The organism is Lentibacter sp., from assembly GCF_965658795.1.
Lineage (GTDB): Bacteria > Pseudomonadota > Alphaproteobacteria > Rhodobacterales > Rhodobacteraceae > Lentibacter.
Genome location: NZ_CBFHTG010000003.1, coordinates 44,857 through 62,693, shown reverse-complemented (window position 1 = coordinate 62,693; position 17,837 = coordinate 44,857). Strand labels below are relative to the sequence as shown.

At 60.4% G+C, this 17,837-nt stretch carries 18 protein-coding genes; 12 read left to right on the top strand and 6 right to left on the bottom strand.

Translation table 11 applies throughout. The features are described 5' to 3' along the window. Positions 1-4 precede the first annotated feature (4 nt). From ACTG3X_RS02900 to ACTG3X_RS02885, 4 genes are all read left to right on the top strand, one after another. Positions 5-988 (top strand): TRAP transporter substrate-binding protein, encoded by a 984-nt coding sequence (locus ACTG3X_RS02900; protein WP_439109735.1) that lies wholly within the window; start codon positions 5-7, stop codon positions 986-988. 63 nt (positions 989-1,051) lie between these two features. Further along, positions 1,052-1,765 (top strand): TRAP transporter small permease, encoded by a 714-nt coding sequence (locus tag ACTG3X_RS02895; RefSeq protein WP_439109734.1) that lies wholly within the window; start codon positions 1,052-1,054, stop codon positions 1,763-1,765. Further along, the gene (locus ACTG3X_RS02890; RefSeq protein ID WP_439109733.1) at positions 1,762-3,075 is read left to right on the top strand and encodes a TRAP transporter large permease; all 1,314 of its coding nucleotides are present in this window, start codon (positions 1,762-1,764) and stop codon (positions 3,073-3,075) included. The genes ACTG3X_RS02895 and ACTG3X_RS02890 overlap by 4 nt, the downstream gene beginning before the upstream one ends. 3 nt (positions 3,076-3,078) lie before the next feature. Next, on the top strand, positions 3,079-4,014 hold the full coding sequence (locus ACTG3X_RS02885) for a hypothetical protein (RefSeq protein WP_439109732.1): 936 nt from the start codon (positions 3,079-3,081) through the stop codon (positions 4,012-4,014). 205 nt (positions 4,015-4,219) lie between these two features. On the opposite strand, the gene ACTG3X_RS02880 is transcribed toward ACTG3X_RS02885, so the two are convergent. Further along, positions 4,220-5,236, bottom strand: coding sequence for a hypothetical protein (locus ACTG3X_RS02880; RefSeq protein ID WP_439109731.1), 1,017 nt, complete (start codon positions 5,234-5,236; stop codon positions 4,220-4,222). 63 nt (positions 5,237-5,299) lie between these two features. Then, positions 5,300-5,482 (bottom strand): hypothetical protein, encoded by a 183-nt coding sequence (locus tag ACTG3X_RS02875; RefSeq protein WP_439109730.1) that lies wholly within the window; start codon positions 5,480-5,482, stop codon positions 5,300-5,302. Positions 5,483-5,818: 336 nt separating this feature from the next. Here ACTG3X_RS02875 and ACTG3X_RS02870 point away from each other — a divergent pair, with 336 nt between their 5' ends. Genes ACTG3X_RS02870 through ureG form a run of 8 tightly spaced genes read left to right on the top strand, consistent with a single transcriptional unit; the run spans position 5,819 to position 10,878 of the window. Further along, positions 5,819-6,628, top strand: a complete 810-nt coding sequence (locus ACTG3X_RS02870) for an urease accessory protein UreD (RefSeq protein WP_439109729.1) — start codon at positions 5,819-5,821, stop codon at positions 6,626-6,628. A gap of 1 nt (position 6,629) precedes the next feature. Beyond that, a complete protein-coding gene (locus tag ACTG3X_RS02865) occupies positions 6,630-6,932 on the top strand; it encodes an urease subunit gamma (protein ID WP_439109728.1) in 303 nt (100 codons plus the stop codon). Positions 6,933-6,945: 13 nt separating this feature from the next. Further along, entirely contained in the window at positions 6,946-7,098 is a 153-nt protein-coding gene (locus ACTG3X_RS02860) for a hypothetical protein (RefSeq protein ID WP_439109727.1), read from the top strand. Continuing rightward, positions 7,095-7,400 carry an urease subunit beta gene (locus ACTG3X_RS02855; RefSeq protein WP_439109726.1) on the top strand — a complete coding sequence of 102 codons (306 nt, stop codon included), beginning with the start codon at positions 7,095-7,097 and terminating at the stop codon, positions 7,398-7,400. The genes ACTG3X_RS02860 and ACTG3X_RS02855 overlap by 4 nt, the downstream gene beginning before the upstream one ends. Beyond that, a complete protein-coding gene (ureC, locus tag ACTG3X_RS02850; RefSeq protein WP_439109725.1) occupies positions 7,400-9,142 on the top strand; it encodes an urease subunit alpha in 1,743 nt (580 codons plus the stop codon). Before ACTG3X_RS02855 ends, ureC begins: the two co-directional genes overlap by 1 nt. An 11-nt stretch (positions 9,143-9,153) precedes the next feature. Then, complete coding sequence (locus ACTG3X_RS02845) at positions 9,154-9,594, top strand: urease accessory protein UreE (protein WP_439109724.1); 441 nt, start codon at positions 9,154-9,156, stop codon at positions 9,592-9,594. Continuing rightward, positions 9,560-10,231: an urease accessory protein UreF gene (locus ACTG3X_RS02840; RefSeq protein ID WP_439109723.1), complete on the top strand. Its 672-nt coding sequence runs from the start codon at positions 9,560-9,562 to the stop codon at positions 10,229-10,231. Before ACTG3X_RS02845 ends, ACTG3X_RS02840 begins: the two co-directional genes overlap by 35 nt. Next, positions 10,228-10,878: an urease accessory protein UreG gene (gene ureG / locus ACTG3X_RS02835; protein ID WP_439109722.1), complete on the top strand. Its 651-nt coding sequence runs from the start codon at positions 10,228-10,230 to the stop codon at positions 10,876-10,878. Before ACTG3X_RS02840 ends, ureG begins: the two co-directional genes overlap by 4 nt. Before the next feature lie 80 nt (positions 10,879-10,958). Here the strand turns inward: ureG and ACTG3X_RS02830 are convergent, their stop codons facing one another. From ACTG3X_RS02830 to ACTG3X_RS02815, 4 genes are all read right to left on the bottom strand, one after another. After that, positions 10,959-13,349: a TRAP transporter permease gene (locus tag ACTG3X_RS02830; protein ID WP_439109721.1), complete on the bottom strand. Its 2,391-nt coding sequence runs from the start codon at positions 13,347-13,349 to the stop codon at positions 10,959-10,961. 124 nt (positions 13,350-13,473) lie between these two features. After that, complete coding sequence (locus ACTG3X_RS02825) at positions 13,474-14,460, bottom strand: TAXI family TRAP transporter solute-binding subunit (RefSeq protein WP_439109720.1); 987 nt, start codon at positions 14,458-14,460, stop codon at positions 13,474-13,476. A gap of 226 nt (positions 14,461-14,686) precedes the next feature. Beyond that, a complete protein-coding gene (locus ACTG3X_RS02820; RefSeq protein ID WP_439109719.1) occupies positions 14,687-16,018 on the bottom strand; it encodes a sigma-54-dependent transcriptional regulator in 1,332 nt (443 codons plus the stop codon). Further along, complete coding sequence (locus tag ACTG3X_RS02815; RefSeq protein WP_439109718.1) at positions 16,015-17,835, bottom strand: sensor histidine kinase; 1,821 nt, start codon at positions 17,833-17,835, stop codon at positions 16,015-16,017. The genes ACTG3X_RS02820 and ACTG3X_RS02815 overlap by 4 nt, the downstream gene beginning before the upstream one ends. Positions 17,836-17,837 lie beyond the last annotated feature (2 nt).

Below are 17,837 nucleotides of genomic sequence, written 5' to 3'. Positions count from 1 at the left end.
TAAAATGAACGCACTTACCCAGAAACTCAGCACAGCTGCCGCAACCGTGGCGCTCGCAATTGCAGGCTCGGCCGCCACTGCGGAAAAGTGGGATATGCCCATGGCCTATGCCGCGACCAACTTCCATTCGGAAATGGGCGTTATGTTCGCAGACAAAGTACGCGAGTACACCGGCGGCGAGATCGACATCACGGTTCATCCGGGCGGCTCGCTCTTTAAAGGCGGCGAAATCAAACGCGCTGTTCAGACAGGTCAGGCCCCAATCGGTGAGCGCTTCATGTCGGCCCACGCCAACGAAGCTCCGCTCCTCGGCTGGGACAATGTGCCTTTCGTGGCGGCCAGCTATGAAGCCAACGAAAAGCTCTGGGCCGCCGCAAAAGACAAGGTCAACGCACAGCTTGCAGAGCAGAACCTCGTGACGCTCTACACCTGCCCATGGCCGGGTCAGGGCTTCTACTTCAACAAAGAAGTCAAATCATCAGCAGATACACAAGGCGTCAAGTTCCGCTCTTACAACACGGCCACAGCCACCTTCGCTGAAGAGCTCGGCATGATCCCTGTTCAGGTTGAAGCCGCCGAACTCAGCCAAGCCCTTGCGACAGGTGTTGCCGAAGCCTTCATCTCGTCAGGCTCGACAGGCTATGACCGCAAGGTCTGGGAGCAGCTCAGCCACTACTACAAAGTCAACGCCTGGCACCCGCGCAACTATGTGATGGTCAACAAAGGCGTCTGGGACGGCCTGTCAGCAGACATGCAAGCCAACGTCCAGAAAGCCGCCGATGAAGCGGGTGCCGCATGCGCCACCAAATCAGCCGAGCTGGCTGGCTGGTACTTTGAGCAGCTCGAAGCCAACGGCATGAAAGTGGAAGACGCGAGCCCCGAGTTCCTTGCAGAGCTGGAGCGTATCGGCGCCAAAATGAAAGATGACTGGATCGCCTCGGCCGGGGACGATGCGAAAGCCATCCTCGACGCCTACGCAGCCAACTAACCACACAAAGAGCGGCCTCTCAGTGCGAAGAGGCCGCTCGTATTTTATTTTGGGGAACGTTCAATGCGAGATTGGCAACCATTTCTGGGGCTGCCCTTATGGGTCTGGCTCTTTGTCTTTCCGACCCTGCTGGCGCTCTACTGCCTGTGGCAGGGGCCGAAGGCCGCACAGCAATTCCAGCCTCTCTGGCGATTGCTTGATTCCATCTACAAGGCCGCAGGCGCGGTCGCGGCCTGCTTTATGGTGCTGATCCTGCTCTTGATCATAGGTCAAATGGTCTCGCGCTGGTCGAATTTCACGTTCCATGGCTCAACCGAATATGCCGGCTACGCTATGGCCGCGACCTCCTTCTTCGCGCTGGCCTACACGCTTACACAAGGCGGGCACATTCGCGTCTCTGTGCTGTTGAACCTCAACAAGCACACCAGACTCTGGCTTGATGCCGTCGCAATGTTCATTGCCGCGATCACGGCGACCTATTTTGCCCGATATGCTGTAAAAACCAATATCATGTCCGAAGTGCTCAACGACCGCACACAGGGGCAAGACTTTGTGCCAGAGTGGCTTTTGACCTTCTTCGCGATGTTTGCAAACTCTCCTGCCAAATGGGGCGAGATGTGGGCCAACACCAGCTCGGAGCTGGTCTATACACCTGTGTGGTTGCCGCAGCTGCCCATGTCGATCGGCACAATCCTATTGGCCATTGCGATCTGGGATTACCTCATGCGCCTGCTCGCCACACGGACAAGCCACATTCACTCGGAGGTTCTGGAATGACCGAACTTTACGCAACAGTCATCTTCCTGTTTGTCCTCTTTGCCTTGCTCGGCGGCTCCGTCTGGATCGGCCTTGCGCTGATGGGCGTGGCTTGGGTGGGGATGGAGCTCTTCACAACCCGCCCGGCAGGCGACGCGATGATCACCACCATCTGGTCGGGCTCGGCCAGCTGGACACTCACCGCCCTGCCGCTCTTCATCTGGATGGGTGAAATCTTATTTCGAACCCGATTATCCCAAGATATGTTTCGCGGCCTTGCCCCGTGGATGCGGTCGCTCCCGGGCGGCTTGCTGCATACGAATATTGCAGGCTGTACAATCTTCGCGGCGGTGTCGGGCTCCTCTGCGGCAACCCTCAACATGGTTGGCAAAATGTCGATCCCCGAGTTGCGCAAACGCGGCTACCCCGAGTTCATGATCATCGGGACACTGGCAGGCGCGGCCACACTCGGCCTCATGATCCCGCCGTCGCTGACGTTGATTGTTTATGGCGTCACCATCAATGAAAGCATCACCAAACTGTTCATGGCAGGCGTCTTTCCGGGGCTCGTCTTGGCAGGGCTTTTCATGCTCTACATCGTCTTCTGGCACTTTATGTACAAAGACCAGCGCCCCGACCCCGAGCCTCCCATGCCGTGGAAAACACGCCTCGCCGAAAGCCGCTTTCTGCTGCCTGTCTTTGGTCTGGTGTTCGTTGTCATCGGCTCCATGTACACAGGCTACGCCACCGCAACCGAGGCCGCCGCCGTCGGCGTCGTGGGGGCGCTTGTGCTTTCGCTCGGGCAAGGGTCGCTTGATTGGGTCACATTCAAGGAGGCTTTGCTCGGCGCGACAAAAACCTCGGCAATGATTGCCTTCATCCTCATGGGCGCAGCCTTCCTGTCGCTCTCGATGGGCTTCACCGGGCTTCCCCGCGCATTGGCGGAACTGATCGACAGCTACAACCTGTCACCCGTCGCGCTGATCGCGGTCTTGACGGTCTTCTACCTGATCCTTGGCATGTTCATGGACGGGTTGTCTTCGGTCGTTCTGACAATGGCGATTGTGGAGCCCATGATCCGCAGCGCTGGCATTGATGTGATCTGGTTCGGCATCTTCCTTGTCGTCGTCATCGAGACCGCACAAGTCACGCCGCCCATCGGCTTCAACCTCTTCGTCCTGCAAGGCATGACACGCCATGACATCGGCTATATCGCCAAAACCGCGATTCCGATGGTGGGGCTTATGCTGCTGATGGTCGCAATCCTTGTGATCTGGCCAGAGCTTGCAACATGGCTGCCCGAGACCATGGCACAGCGACCCGCTGGCTAGCCTATGATCAAGGCACTTGGCCAACTCGCCCGCCACGGACGCTTTGTGCTCGTGGCGGGCCTTCTTGCAGGGCTGGTGCTGCCGGATGTTGCACTGGCCCTGCGCCCCTGGCTGGGTGAGTTCGTTCTCGCCCTGCTCTTCCTGACCGCCTTTCGCGTCGGCCTCCCCGAGACCATAGCTGGCCTCCAGAACGCCCACCGCACATTGGGGCTGGTGCTGGTCTATCAACTCGCCCTCCCGCTCGTGTGCATCGCAGGTTTTGCGCTCTTTGGCATGGCGCAAAGCCCCGTCGCCATCGCACTCACCCTCATGCTCGCAGCCCCCTCGGTAACAGGAAGCCCCAACATGTCGATCATGCTGGGGCATCCGCCAGATCCTGCTTTTCGACTGCTGATCATCGGCACTTTGGTTCTCTCTCTCACCATCATCCCGATTTTCTGGTTTTCACCCGCTTTGGGAAGCTTGCAAGCCGCAGTCTCCACCTCGCTGCATCTTGGCCTGTCAATCTGCACTGCGGTCGCTTTGGCGTTCGTCGCGCGCGCGCTTCTGCGCCCCTCAATGAGCGCTCCGGAAATTCAGGCGCTCGACGGGATAACATCCATCGCGCTCGCAATCATCGTGATTGGCCTGATGAGCGCCGTCGCACCGGCGCTGTCCGCCGCGCCAATGGTTCTCTTGGGGTGGATGGCCGTGGCCTTCGGCGCAAACATCGGCCTGCAGGTTTTGGCCTACGCGGCTCTCAAATGGCGCGGAGCCGGACGCGAGGCCGCGCCCATGGCGCTCGTCGCAGGCAACCGAAACGTGGCCCTGTTCCTCATCGCATCCAGCGCCACACAGTCTGAAGACTTCCTCATTTTCTTGGGCTGTTACCAATTTCCGATGTATCTCACACCCATTGTCATGGGCCCGCTCCTAAGAGCCAAAACCACAGAGGCCTGACACCTGTTGTGGCCACAACCCCGCAGGCCGCCGTGATCCTGAAGATCGGGCGCTCGATCGTCCCGCTCAGGGCCAAACAGCAAACTGGCGGCGCAGCAGATCATGCCACGCCGCCAGTTGTTTTACGTATGGTAGACCTCAGCGAAGCTGAAGGCTTCGGGAGGATGCTATCTTCTCACCGAGCAGCACCCATAGGCCTCAAAGGTTATGTGACGGACACGTTACCAAAGTAGAAACACCCGCTCTCGCCCTCAATGAGAAATTTGGGGGTCTCGGATACGGGTCCATCTACCGTGTAAAAGTCGCTGTCTGCCCATGTGTCTTCTGGGAAGGTCCCGAACAATCCGCCCTGGTTTTCGATAAGAACTGTCGAAGGTTGAGCCACGCTGCCATCCATGATCCAGGTTACGGTGTATGTGCCTTCGACGATTGCTGCTACGAAGAGTTGGAATTGACGGTCAGTAGTTTGGACCCAAGTCACCGGAACAGCGCTGGCCACAGTACATGAGCTCTCAGCCGCCTTCACGATCACACGCTGTGGCAGGTAGCCGGGGCGTGTCATCACGTCCGAGAGCAGTGTCGAGGCCGCTGGTGCGCTGGCGAGTTGTGGTGCGCCACGCGTTGACAGCGTCGTTGCTTTGCCGCCCAAAGGCATCGCAAAGGTCACCGCAAGGCGGTTGTCGTCTGTCACAGCACCCGCGCGGCCTTCGATGAACGTGTAGCGCGCAGCAAGCGTGCCTGCGCCAAGCGCCCAGCTGCCGCCAAACCCGAGCTGGTTTTCAGACATGTTGTGGTCGGCAAAAACATTGAGACGTGTCGACGCGCTGAGCTGATAGCTCATATCAAGGCTCGCGGTCAGGCCTTCGGAGCCTGCAGTTGCGTCATCCCATGTCAGCGACTGGTAGCCAGCGCCCAGTTCGAGCGTGGCCGCCTCTGACACAGCAACCCGCCCTGTCATCTCTGCCCCTGTGGACTTCGCGCCGACAAAATTGTCGGTCGTCTCTGAGTCAACATGGTAAACATTAAAGGCGTAGCGGCTCGCATCATAAGCAACGCCGATCGCGTTTTGCTTGACCCACTCTTGCGCGCCCTCTGTGCCAAACTCGAGCTTCTCCTGAAGCTGGCCCGCTGTGAACACAACCTGACGCTGCGCATCCAGCTCCACACCGAAGTTCAGCAGCGCTTCGCGCTTGCGCTCGCCCGCCGTGACGATCGCGCCCAAGGCGGCATCGTTCTTCAGCGAGAAGCCGACACGCCCAGTAACAGACGCGCCCAGCTCTTCCGATCACTCAGGGCCGATGGCAAAGGCGGCAGCGCCGGTGCGCCCCGCAAACGTAGCGGCCTTGCTGAGCTGAGCAGCAACAACGCCCTCGTCAACAGCAGCAGTCAGCCCGCCCGCAGAGGCGATCGCGCCTGCCGATGTAAGAGCCGTTGCGCCCAGAAGGCTGAGTAAGATAGTTTTTGTCACGGTGATAAGTCCCCAAAAATTGCAGGCCAGCCATTTCAGAGGCAGGATTTCAACGCATCGTATCTTTGTGAGTATGTGGCTACCTAACGATTGTCTGACCTGAAGGTCACACATCCCGAAGCGAGGGGCGGCAGCAGCTTCCAAGGCCTTCGCTTGCGGATGCGTAAATTTTCCGCAGAAGCCGCGCATTACGGTTAAAATATAAGCAAGAGCTGATTGAGCCCCCTGCCATGTAGCTTTTGGCTGGAGCCCCCTCCCCGAACTGCCTCAAAAAGCAGCAACACACCTCAGCTGCTGGAGGCACGCATCACTCTGACCACCCGCATATCAGACGCTATGGCCGAGCCGGTACAGCCGCGCGCGATCGGGCGTGTTGCGCTTTCTGTCAAGCTGCGCGACGGAAAGACAGTGCTCGACACCCTGCGCCAGTCAGGCTCGTTTCGCTGCCTGTTTCCGCGCCAGAAAGCTGCAACGCTCGAGAGCGTCCTCGTCAACACCGCTGGCGGGATCACGGGCGGCGACAGCTTCCAGGTCGCGGCCACTGTCGCAACGGGCTGCGCCCTCACGCTCACCACACAGGCTTGCGAGCGCGCCTATCGCGCGCAAGCCGGCGCGGCGGGGCAGCTTGAGACCAGCCTCACTGTGGCCAAGGGCGGCCATATCAACTGGGTGCCGCAAGAGACGATCCTGTTCAACAAAAGCCACCTGAACCGCACGCTCACGCTAAACATGGCCCAAGGCGCAAGCGCACTGCTTGTTGAGCCGATGGTCTTTGGCCGGGCAACCATGGGCGAAGAGCTGACCCACCTGCAGCTGCACGACCGTATCGAGATTGTCCGAGATGGAGCCCCACTCTTTCTCGACGCGACCCGCTTTGACGGTGTCATGGCTGCGCATCTTGACCGCCCCCATGTTGCGGCTGGCGCGCGGGCGATGGCGCTCATCGCCTATGTTGCACCCGATGCCGAGAGCCACCTTGCTCCCTTGCGCGCCATGCTGCCACCCGCGGCGGGGGCCAGCGTGATTGGCGAAGATCTGCTGGTTGCGCGCCTGCTCGCGCCTGACAGCTACGCGCTGCGTCAAAGCCTCGTGCCTATTTTGAACCGCCTGTCTCAAAACCAACTGCCAAGATGCTGGATGATCTAACATGAACCTGACCCCCCGTGAAAAAGACAAACTCCTCGTGGCCCTCGCCGCCGAAGTTGCCCGCAAGCGGCTGGCGCGCGGCGTCAAGCTCAACCACCCCGAGGCAATTGCGCTCATCACCGATGCCGTTGTCGAGGGCGCCCGCGACGGCCGCTCGGTGGCCGACATGATGGAAGCAGGCGCGCATGTCATCACCCGCGACCAATGTATGGAGGGCATCCCCGAGATGATCCACGACGTGCAGGTCGAGGCCACCTTTCCCGACGGCACCAAGCTTGTGACCGTCCACAACCCGATCCGCTAAAAGGAGACCCACAATGAAATATATCCCGCTGTTGCTACTCGCCACACCCGCTCTGGCCCATCAGGAGCCACTGCCGCATATCCACGCATCAGACATCGGCGGCATCATGGCCGTGGGCGGGCTGGTCATCGTGGTTGCCCTGCTCATCTGGAAGCGCCGCGCATGATCCCCGGAGAGCTGTTTCCTGCCGCGGGCGAGCTGACCCTCAATGTGGGGCGCGAGGCGCTCACGCTGATGGTGTCCAATACGGGCGACAGGCCTGTGCAGGTCGGCTCGCATTACCACTTTGCCGAGACCAATCCGGCGCTGGAGTTTGACCGCGCCGCCGCCCAAGGGCAGCGCCTTGATATCGCCGCAGGCACAGCCGTGCGCTTTGAGCCGGGCCAGCGCCGCGAGGTGCAGCTTGTGCCCTTCGCGGGCGAGCGGCGTGTCTTTGGCTTCAATCAAAAAGTTATGGGAGCGCTCTAATGCCCGCCACGATCTCACGCGCCGATTATGCCGCCATGTTCGGCCCCACCACGGGCGACAAGCTGCGACTTGCCGACACCGACCTCATCATCGAAGTGGAGCGCGACCTGACCGCCGATCTGGCCGCAGGCCAGGGCAATGCGCCCCTCTACGGCGAAGAGGTCAAGTTCGGCGGTGGCAAAGTCATCCGCGATGGCATGGGCCAGTCACAGGTCACACGCGCCGAAGGCGCTGTCGACACGGTTATCACCAACGCGCTGATCGTGGATCACACAGGCATCTACAAAGCCGATGTCGGCCTCAAAGACGGGCGCATCCACAAAGTCGGCAAGGCAGGCAACCCTGACACCCAGCCGGGCGTCAACGTCATCATCGGGCCGGGCACCGAGATCATCGCTGGCGAGGGCCGTATCCTCACGGCGGGCGGCTTTGACAGCCACATCCACTTCATCTGCCCCCAGCAAATCGAAGATGCGCTGCATTCGGGCCTCACAACCATGTTGGGCGGCGGCACTGGCCCCGCGCATGGCACGCTCGCCACAACCTGCACCCCCGGCCCCTGGCATATCGGGCGGATGTTGCAGGCCGCCGACGCCTTTCCGATGAACCTCGCGTTTGCGGGCAAGGGCAACGCCTCGCTGCCGGCCGCGCTGGAAGAGCAAGTGGTCGGCGGAGCCTGCGCGCTCAAGCTGCATGAAGACTGGGGCACAACCCCCGCAACGATTGATTGCTGCCTCACCGTCGCGGATGCGATGGATGTTCAGGTGATGATCCACACCGACACGCTCAACGAGAGCGGCTTTGTCGAACACACCGTCAAGGCCATGAAAGGCCGCACGATCCACGCGTTCCACACCGAAGGCGCAGGCGGCGGGCACGCGCCCGACATCATCAAGATCTGCGGTGAAGAGCATGTCTTGCCCTCCTCCACCAACCCCACGCGCCCCTTCACGGTGAACACGCTGGAAGAGCATCTGGATATGCTCATGGTCTGTCACCATCTGGACAAATCCATCCCCGAAGATGTGGCCTTTGCCGAAAGCCGCATCCGCCGCGAGACGATTGCAGCAGAAGACATCCTGCATGATATGGGGGCCTTCTCCATCATCGCCTCTGACAGTCAGGCCATGGGCCGTGTGGGGGAAGTGCTCATCCGCACATGGCAGACCGCTGACAAAATGAAAAAGCAGCGCGGGCGGCTGGCCGAAGAAACAGGCGACAACGATAACTTCCGCGTCCGCCGCTATATCGCGAAATATACGATCAACCCCGCCATCGCCCATGGCATCAGCCGCGAAATCGGCTCTATCGAAGAGGGCAAACGCGCCGACCTCGTGCTCTGGAACCCTGCGTTCTTCGGCGTGAAGCCCGAGATGGTGCTCATGTCTGGCACCATCGTCATGGCGCAGATGGGCGACCCCAACGCCTCTATCCCGACACCCCAGCCCGTCTATTCGCGGCCCATGTTCGGGGCCTTTGGCCGCTCGGTCGAGCACAACGCCGTGACCTTTGTGAGCGAGGCTGCGCAAGCCGCAGGCATTGGCGCGCGCCTTGGCCTTGCCAAACAGACCGTCGCGGTGAGCAACACCCGCAACATCGGCAAGAAAGACCTCATGCTCAACACAGCCACCCCGCATATGGAGGTGAACCCCGAAACCTACGAAGTGCGCGCAGATGGCGAATTGCTCACATGCCAGCCCGCCGAAGTGCTGCCCATGGCGCAGCGCTATTTCATGTTCTGAAGGAGAGACAGATGTCACTGCCCACAGCCCGCTCCATCACCCACTCCCACAGCGGCGACGAGCGCGTCATGCTCACCTACGAAGAGCGGTTTTTACGCCGCAAGGTGCTGACCACACAGGGCGGCACCGAGTTTCTCGTGGATCTGGCCCAAACCACCTCGCTTGGTGGCGGCGATGCCTTTGAGCTGGAAGATGGCCGCCTGTTTGAGGTGATCGCGGCCGAGGAGGCCTTGCTCGAAGTCACGGGCAGCGACCTCACACGCCTTGCGTGGCACATCGGCAACCGCCACACCCCCTGCCAGATCGAGGCGGGGCGCTTGCTGATCCAGTCAAACCACGTCTTGCTGGATATGCTCCAAAAGCTGGGTGCAACCCTGCGGGAGGTGACAGAGCCTTTCACCCCCGAGGGCGGGGCCTATGGCCACGGACGGACCCATGGCCATAGCCACTGACACAGATATCCTCACGCTCACGCAGTGGCTCTCGCCGGCCTACCCCATCGGGGCCTTTGCCTATTCGCACGGGCTTGAGGCTGCCGCCGATCAGGGCTGGGTCACCGATGCGGCCAGCCTTGAGGCATGGCTGGAAGATGTGCTCCTCTATGGCGCTGGCCGCTCGGATGCGCTGCTCATTGCCGCCGCATGGCGCGCCAAAAGCGCAGAGACGCTCCTGACGGTTGACGCAACCGCGCGCGCCTTTGCCCCCAGCCGCGAACGCTGGCTCGAGAGTGATCAGCAGGGCGCAAGCTTCGGGCGCATCACCGAAACGATATGGGAGGGGGGGCTCACGGGGCTTACCTACCCCGTCGCCCTTGGCGCTGCCTCGGCGCGGGCAAACCTGCCGCTCACGCTCACCCAAACGCTCTATCTGCAAAGCTTCCTGTCCAACCTTGTGGCCGCAGGCCAGCGCCTTGCACCCGTGGGCCAAACCGATGGCCAGAAGATGCTGCAAAAGCTCACAGCCCGCTTGCCCGCTTTGGCCAAAGTCACAGAACACGGTGATCTGACAAAGCTGTCCTCCACCAATTTCCTCGGCGACATCGCCTCGATGAAGCATGAAACCCAATACTCAAGGATATTCCGCACATGAGCGAGACAGTGACACAAGAGCGCCCCGCGCCCGCACGCCCCAGCCCGAACGGCCCCCTGCGCATCGGGATCGGCGGCCCCGTCGGCGCGGGTAAAACCACGCTCACCGCCGCCTTGGCAGAGCGTCTGCGTGACAGCCACTCCATCGGCGTGATCACCAACGATATCTACACACAAGAAGATGCCGAAGCGCTGGTGCGCCTGCAAGTGCTGCCCTCTGACCGCATCATCGGTGTCGAGACAGGCGGTTGCCCGCACACCGCCATCCGCGAAGATGCCTCGATCAACCTCGCCGCCGTGGCCGAAATGGTCACCCGTCATCCGGATGTGGAAATCGTGCTGATCGAGAGCGGCGGAGACAACCTCTCCGCCACCTTCAGCCCCGAGCTGGCCGACCTGACAATCTATGTGATCGACGTGGCCGCAGGCGAGGAAATTCCGCGCAAGGGCGGCCCGGCCGTGACGCGCTCTGATATCCTTGTGATCAACAAAACCGATCTCGCCCCCTACGTGGGCGCGCGCCTTGAGGTCATGGAGCACGACTCCGCACGCATGCGCCCCAACCTGCCCACGCTCTTCACCAACCTGAAAGCCCGCGAAGGCGTCGAGGCCATCTGGGAGCGCATCCAAGCCATCGGCGGCGTCTGACACGCCAAGCAGACAGACCACACAGAAAAGCGGCGGCATGGGCTCCCATACCGCCGCTCTTTTTGTTTCAAACGTCAGGTTCAAGACGCGGTTGGCTGATCCTTCGCAGGGATCGCTTTGGCCAGGAGGTAAAGGCCGACAGCGCCCGCGATACCCACGATATCAGAGAAGATGCTTCCCTCGATCATGAACAGCGCCACAACGATCAGACCGATGCGCACAGGCGCTGACGCCCGCTTTGCAACCCACCAGCCCTGCACGCCCGATGACAACAGGAAGACCCCGAAGATCGCCGTAAAGGCTGCCCGCATGATCTCGTACCATGCGCCATCAAAGAGCAGCGCGCTGTTGTAAAAGAACATGAACGGCACGATGAACGCCGAAATCCCGATCTTGAACGAGGCCACCGACGTGGACATGGGGTTTGAGCCCGAGATCCCCGCAGCGGCGTAGCTGGCGAGCGCCACAGGCGGCGTGATGGCAGACACAACCGCGAAGTAGAACACAAAGAAGTGTGCCGTCAGCGCAGGAATACCCAGCTGCACCAGACCCGGCGCAACGACAGAGGCCGCAACCGCATAAGCAGCAGTTGTCGGCATGCCCATGCCCAGCATGATCGAGATACACATCGCAAAGAACAACGCCAGAAGCTGGTTGGCATCGGCAATGTTGAGCAGAACCGAGGAGAAGCGCGCGCCAACACCCGTGAGCGAGATAACCCCCACGATGATACCGGCACAGGCACAGACCGCGATGATCTGGATCGACATCACACCAGCCAGTTCAAAGGCTTTGGCAACCTTGGCTGGCCCCATTCCCTCGCCTTTGTAAAACAGCGCCCAAACAGCGATTGCCACCAGCATCACGATGAGCAGCACAGAGCCGTTCATCAGCGGGGCAACAAGCTCGCCCAGCGCAGGCAGGGCTGTAAACAGACCGAGGATAAACACCAGCGCCGCAATGATCAGATAGCCGGTGCGGTTGGGGTTCACCCAGCTCACAACAGCCGCCGAAGCGGTGGCCAATGTGCCCGCGCGGATCACCGAATAGCCCATGAACAACGCCGCAATCAGAATGATGATCGGCAAGAACAGGAAGATACGGCGCGCCATGGCTTTGAACTTGGGCAGCTCGTCTTCGCGCATACCGCGCATGCCGAGCTTGGCCGCTTCAAAATCAACCATGAAGTAGATCGAGATGAAGTAGAGCACCGCAGGGATGATCGCGGCAATCGCGATATCCTGATAGGGAATGCCCGTGATCTCGGCCATGATGAAGGCCCCCGCGCCCATGATCGGCGGCATGATCTGCCCGCCCGTCGAGGCAGCCGCCTCGACAGCGCCCGATGTCTGGGGCTTGTAGCCAACCTTCTTCATCAGCGGAATGGTGAGCGAGCCTGTGGCCACCACGTTGCCCGCTGACGTGCCGTTGATCATCCCCATAAGGCCCGAGGCAAAGATCGCCACTTTGGCAGGGCCACCGCGTGAGCGGCCTGCACAAGCAAAGGCAAAGTTCACAAAGTAGTCGCCCACTTTTGAGGCCTGCAAGAAGGCCGCAAAGATGATGAACAGGATGATATAGGTCGAAGACACAGCCGTTGTCGGCCCGAGAATACCTGCATCGGTGTAAACCTGGCTAAAGAAGCGGTCCCACGTGATATCAGGTGCATTCAGAAAGCCTGGCAGCAGATCGCCTGTGAAAACATAGAGCAGGAAGACCCCGGCAATGATCACAAGCGCAAGGCCCGCAACGCGGCGTGTCAGCTCCATAATCAGCGCTGTGCCCGCAACCGCGGCAATGCTCATCCCGATGGGGGCAAAAGGCGTGCCTGTGCTTGTGCGCATGGCTGTGCCGAAGATGGTGATCAGATAGCTCGCAACCGCAATCGCGCAGACAGACAGCACGATATCGGCGGGGGCCAAGCTGCCCTGCACACGCGGGCGCAACCAGCCCAGCACAATCCCTGCGCCAGTGGCCACAAGCAGCGGGATCCCGAAGTGATAGATCTCGGCGGCGCGGATGCCAGCATCAAGACCGTTCCACATGGTGCCACCTGCAATCTGGCTGGCAAAAGCCGCCGTCATGTAAAGCGCATAGAGCGCAGGCAGCAGCGCCGCAAAAGCGACAAAATCAAGCGGGTGCTTGTTGCCTTTGTCGGTGTCAGGAAAGGCGCGCGCGGAATAGAGAATAAATCCGAGGATCAACGCACCGGCGATGTGCACGATGCGGAAGTTCCATGTCTCCATCGGAAACACAGGCAAACCCGGAATGTTGAGGCCCGTCCAGCTGCGGATAGACCAGCCGTTGAGCGCGGCCATGTGAAACAGGGCGTAAAAGCCAGCGAGTGCCGCAATGGCGAGATAGGCTTTCCCCGTAAAGACACGTTGGTTGCTTACCGTGGGTTCTTCATCAACCCCTTCAGCAATGACGGGCCCGTCAAGCTGGTCATCCATTTGCGTTGTACTGGTCATTCTGGTGCCCCATATGCTGAGAAAACGCCCTGAAAAGGGTGTTTGTCACATCTCATCTGTCAAAATTGTTCAGATAAAGCACGGGGCCACACACACGGCGCGGCCCCGAACCTGTCACAAGATCTTAGTTACCAAAGATCTGGTCTGCAGGGATGTCTGCGCCCGCGTTCTCGATGAACCAAGCAGCGGCACCTGGGTGCCATGGCAGAACGCCTGCGTTCTTTGTGTAGTTTTCTGGCAGAGTTGAACGGGCTGCACGGTGGATGTTCACCATACGCTCGTTGTCTGACATCACCACGTCTACAGCCGCTTTCACAAAGCTCGCTGGCAGATCACAGTTGGCAATCGCGAAGTTCCACATGGAAACCGAACGCGCTGGCGCTGTGAGTGTTGTGTAGGCATCGGCGCTGATTTCAAACGCCGCAACCGGGAAGGCCGCCTGAATCTTGGCTTGCTCTTCTTCGGTGAACTCGATGATGTTCACTTCGGTTTGCACTTCAAGCTGGCTCACAGCTGGCACAGGAACACCGGCCGCAAATGCGATCACGTCCAGAAGACCGTCCTGAAGCTGGCCACCAAGGTCGCCCCAGCCGCCGTTGCGGCGCTCGAAGTTGACGCCAAGCTCTTCCATCATACGTGGGAAGTATGTGTCTGATGTTGAACCCGCTGGGCCAAAGCCGATACGCGCGCCATCAGGAATGTCTGCAATAGACGTGATGCCTGAAGACGTGAGCGCTGTCACAGAGAAAGGTGTCTGGTACATCGGGAACATTGCGCAAGCATTGTCCATCTGAAGGCCAGGTGCGATCGGGTTTGAACCGGCGATTGATTCCGCCGCTGGGCCCATTGTTGTCATGCCGAACTGCGCGTCGCCTGTGTGGACAAGCGCCATGTTCTGCATTGGGCCACCTGTGACTTCGCCGCCGCCTGTGACGCCGAGTTCTTCAGCAACAAGGTTTGCCCAGCCCGAGCCGTAAGCAAAATATGTGCCGCCCTGTGAGGCTGTGCCCACAGTAAAGCTTTCAGGCCAGCCTGTGCGGTCCTGATGATCGTCTGCAAATACTGACGTCGCTGTCAAAGCGGTCGTCGCAATAAGTGCTGCTAATTTCATGTGTCTTCCTCCACTAGGTTTGGCGTCCCCCACGCGGGTTGGCCTTGGCCGGGGCGCTCCTCACGCTCCGACATGCGGGGCATGCATAGCAGCTACCCGCCTGAAGGAAGCTTTTCGAAAGGTTAATCTGACGCAAGCGGCAAAAAAAACGCGCCCGATGCGTCACAAAGGGGACAAATGGCCCCTCGCATGGGTCGAAAAGGGGACATTATCAGAAAAAGACAGGCTAGCCCGTGACATCCGTTTTGCTGAGCCCGTGCTTTTGCATCTTCTCATAGAGCGCTTTGCGCGACAGCCCGAGTGATTCATAGGTGGGTTTCAACCGCCCCCCGTTGGCCCCCAGCGCGGCCGAAATGATCGCTTTTTCATGCGCCGCCACGGCCTCGGCCAGTGTCATGTCTCCACCCGCCGCACTCGGCAAATCCAAAGGGTCAAGCCCCAGAACAAAGCGGTCAGCCACGTTGCGCAGCTCGCGCACATTGCCGGGCCAGGCGCGCGTGGCCAGCTGGGCCAAGACACGCGCAGGCACATCAGGCATGGGCTTTGAGTAGCGCCGCGCGGCCTGTGCGGCGAGGTTGAGAAAGAGCGAATGAATGTCATCGCGCCGCGCCGCAAGCGGGGGCACATCAATCGTCACCACATTGAGGCGATACAGCAGATCGGCGCGAAAGGCCCCCGCAGCCACAGCTGCCTCAAGGTCGCTCTTCACCGCCGCAATCACCCGAATATCCAGCGCCACAGGGTCGTTTGAGCCAAGCCGCGTGATCTGCCTGTCTTGCAGCGCCTGCAAAAGCTTGGCTTGCACCCCCACAGAGAGGCTGTCGATCTCGTCCAGAAAAACCGTGCCTTGGCGCGCGTGCTCAAACTTGCCAAACCGCGCCCGCAACGCCCCTGCAAATGCGCCCGCCTCATGGCCAAACAGCTCGCTCTCGACAAGGTCGACAGGCAAAGCGGCGCAGTTGATGTGCACAAACGGATGGCGCGCGCGCTCTGATGTGTCATGCAGGGCGCGCGCTGTCATGTCTTTGCCCGCCCCTGTCGGCCCCGTGATCAACACATCGGCATCTGTAGCGCCAATGGTGCGGATCATACGGCGCAGCGCCACCATAGGGGCCGAGCGCCCGATCAGGCGGGTTTCGAGCTTGTCTTCGCCTGCCTCCTCTTCTTTCAAGGCGCGGTTTTCCAGCGTCAGGTGCCGCTTTTCCAAAGCGTGCTGCACCGTGCTCACAAGCCGCGCCGGCGCAAAGGGCTTCTCGACAAAGTCATAGGCCCCCTCGCGCATCGACTGCACAGCAAGGTCAACATCTCCATGCCCCGTCACCAAGATCACAGGAAACTCGGGGTCAATCTCAAGCGCCGCGCGCATCAGCCAGAGCCCGTCATTGCCGGGCATCCGAATATCCGTCACCAAGACCCCCGCGAAATCGCGGCTGATCTTGGCCAGCGCGCCCTCGGCGGTGCTGTGCACATCGGCGGGCAAGTCGGCCAACATAAGCGTCTGCGCCCCCGCAATGCGCAGCTCTTCCTCGTCATCCACAAACAGAACTGTCTGGCTCATTGTGCTGCCACCCTTTCCGAAGGTGCTGGCTTTAGCAGAACCGAAAACACAGCCCCGCCCTCAGGGTGGTTGGCTGCGGTCAAGGTGCCGCCAAAATCCCTGACAATATTGTAAGAAATCGACAGCCCGAGGCCAAGCCCCTTGCCGGGGGCCTTGGTCGTGAAGAAAGGGTCAAACAGATGTTCGAGAATAGCCTCGTCAATCCCGGGGCCCGTGTCGCGCACCTCGATCTCGGACCCCTTCAGAGTGATGCTCACAACAGGGTCGTCCTGCCCCTCCATCACATCGAGCGCGTTGTTGATAAGGTTCACAACAACCTGCTGCAAGCGCACATGTCCGCCCAAAGCCCGAACAGGCGCGCGCGGGGGCGTATAGGCAATGCGCCCGCCCTCGGCCTCAAGGCGCACATCCATCACCGCCAGCGCATCCTGGATCACCCCCTCCAGCGATAGCGGCCCAACGGTCTGCTGGGGGCGGCGCGCAAAGTTGCGCAGATGCGCCGAGATAGAGGCCATACGGTCAACCATACGCGACATGCGCTCAAGGTTTTCGTCGGTGGCTTGCACATTGTCCCGCGCCAGAAAGGCGCGCGCGTTGTCGGCATAGGTCTTGAGCGCGGCCAAAGGCTGGTTCAGCTCATGCGACAGCGCCGCCGACATTTGCCCAAGCCCCGCCATCTTCCCCGCCTGAATAAGCTCTGTCTGCGTGCGCTTCAGGTCTGCCAGCGCTTTGCGCAAGTCTGCCGTGCGCTCGGCCACAGCCTGTTCCAGCGCCTTTTGAGAGCGCTCTTGCAGCGCGATCCGCTCGGCTTGGCGCACATAGCGCAGCAAATAGGCCAAAAGCGCCGATAGCCCCAAAAGCAAGGTCAGCCCCACAATCGACAGGGTGCGCAACGCGTTTACAGTGGCAGGGCGCGTGGGCGAAAGTGACGCAATCGTCCAGTTGCGGTCGGGCATATCCAGCGAGGCCATGACAAAGCTCTCAAACCTGTCGCCCTCAATCCTCAGATAGTCAACCGATGGCCCCAGCGCGCGTGCGGTGATCGGCAACAGCTCGATACGGTCAATCGGCGAGAGCAGGTTCTTTTCAATAATATCCTGCGTCGCTGCACTCAGCGGGCGCATGGCGCGAAAGTGCCAGTCGGCACGCGAGGACATCAAGATAAAGTCGTTGCGGTCCATCACCAGAAACGCGCTATCAGCCCCGCGCCACACGCTTTCAAACGCATCAATATTAAACCTGACAGCCAAAACCCCAACAATACGGTCGCCCTCTTCCACGGGCGCGGCGTAAAAATAGCCTTGGTCGCCTGTTGTGGTGCCATGCACCTGAAAGCTCGACAAATCACCGTTGAGCGCCTGCGCAAAATAGGCGCGGTAGCTGAAGTTGCGCTCGATAGAGCTTTCGTCAGACAGGTAGGAGGCCGCGGCAAGCGTCTTGCCTGTGATATCCATCAAAAAGACATCAGAGGCTTTCACCGCCGCCGCCGTCTGGCGCAGGTCTTCGTTGAGCCTGGCCAGCAAGGCAGGGTCTTTTGGCGTGGCCAGCACCTCTGTCAAAAGCGGGCGCTGCGCGATCAGCGCGGGCAAAGGCGCATAGCGCTCAAGTGCGGCGCGCAGGCTTTCGGCCGCCAGCTTGAGCGGCACCGCGTCCTGCTCGGCCTGACGCGCAAAATAGCGCCGCTCCAAAGGCGCAAACGCCAACGCCCCGACCACAGCCAAAGCCACAGCCAGACAGGCAAGAGACAAAAGAACAGAGCGGCGCGATGACAGCATCGGCCAAGCATACGTCAGAGACGAATTCTTCTGCAATCCCATTG

Bases quoted from the DNA above. Each gene is read 5' to 3' on its own strand.
- ACTG3X_RS02900 (WP_439109735.1), top strand. From the start codon at position 5: ATGAACGCACTTACCCAGAAACTCAGCACAGCTGCCGCAACCGTGGCG.
- ACTG3X_RS02895 (WP_439109734.1), top strand. From the start codon at position 1,052: ATGCGAGATTGGCAACCATTTCTGGGGCTGCCCTTATGGGTCTGGCTC.
- ACTG3X_RS02890 (WP_439109733.1), top strand. From the start codon at position 1,762: ATGACCGAACTTTACGCAACAGTCATCTTCCTGTTTGTCCTCTTTGCC.
- ACTG3X_RS02885 (WP_439109732.1), top strand. From the start codon at position 3,079: ATGATCAAGGCACTTGGCCAACTCGCCCGCCACGGACGCTTTGTGCTC.
- ACTG3X_RS02870 (WP_439109729.1), top strand. From the start codon at position 5,819: ATGGCCGAGCCGGTACAGCCGCGCGCGATCGGGCGTGTTGCGCTTTCT.
- ACTG3X_RS02865 (WP_439109728.1), top strand. From the start codon at position 6,630: ATGAACCTGACCCCCCGTGAAAAAGACAAACTCCTCGTGGCCCTCGCC.
- ACTG3X_RS02860 (WP_439109727.1), top strand. From the start codon at position 6,946: ATGAAATATATCCCGCTGTTGCTACTCGCCACACCCGCTCTGGCCCAT.
- ACTG3X_RS02855 (WP_439109726.1), top strand. From the start codon at position 7,095: ATGATCCCCGGAGAGCTGTTTCCTGCCGCGGGCGAGCTGACCCTCAAT.
- ureC (WP_439109725.1), top strand. From the start codon at position 7,400: ATGCCCGCCACGATCTCACGCGCCGATTATGCCGCCATGTTCGGCCCC.
- ACTG3X_RS02845 (WP_439109724.1), top strand. From the start codon at position 9,154: ATGTCACTGCCCACAGCCCGCTCCATCACCCACTCCCACAGCGGCGAC.
- ACTG3X_RS02840 (WP_439109723.1), top strand. From the start codon at position 9,560: ATGGCCACGGACGGACCCATGGCCATAGCCACTGACACAGATATCCTC.
- ureG (WP_439109722.1), top strand. From the start codon at position 10,228: ATGAGCGAGACAGTGACACAAGAGCGCCCCGCGCCCGCACGCCCCAGC.
- ACTG3X_RS02830 (WP_439109721.1), bottom strand. From the start codon at position 13,349: ATGACCAGTACAACGCAAATGGATGACCAGCTTGACGGGCCCGTCATT.
- ACTG3X_RS02825 (WP_439109720.1), bottom strand. From the start codon at position 14,460: ATGAAATTAGCAGCACTTATTGCGACGACCGCTTTGACAGCGACGTCA.
- ACTG3X_RS02820 (WP_439109719.1), bottom strand. From the start codon at position 16,018: ATGAGCCAGACAGTTCTGTTTGTGGATGACGAGGAAGAGCTGCGCATT.
- ACTG3X_RS02815 (WP_439109718.1), bottom strand. From the start codon at position 17,835: ATGGGATTGCAGAAGAATTCGTCTCTGACGTATGCTTGGCCGATGCTG.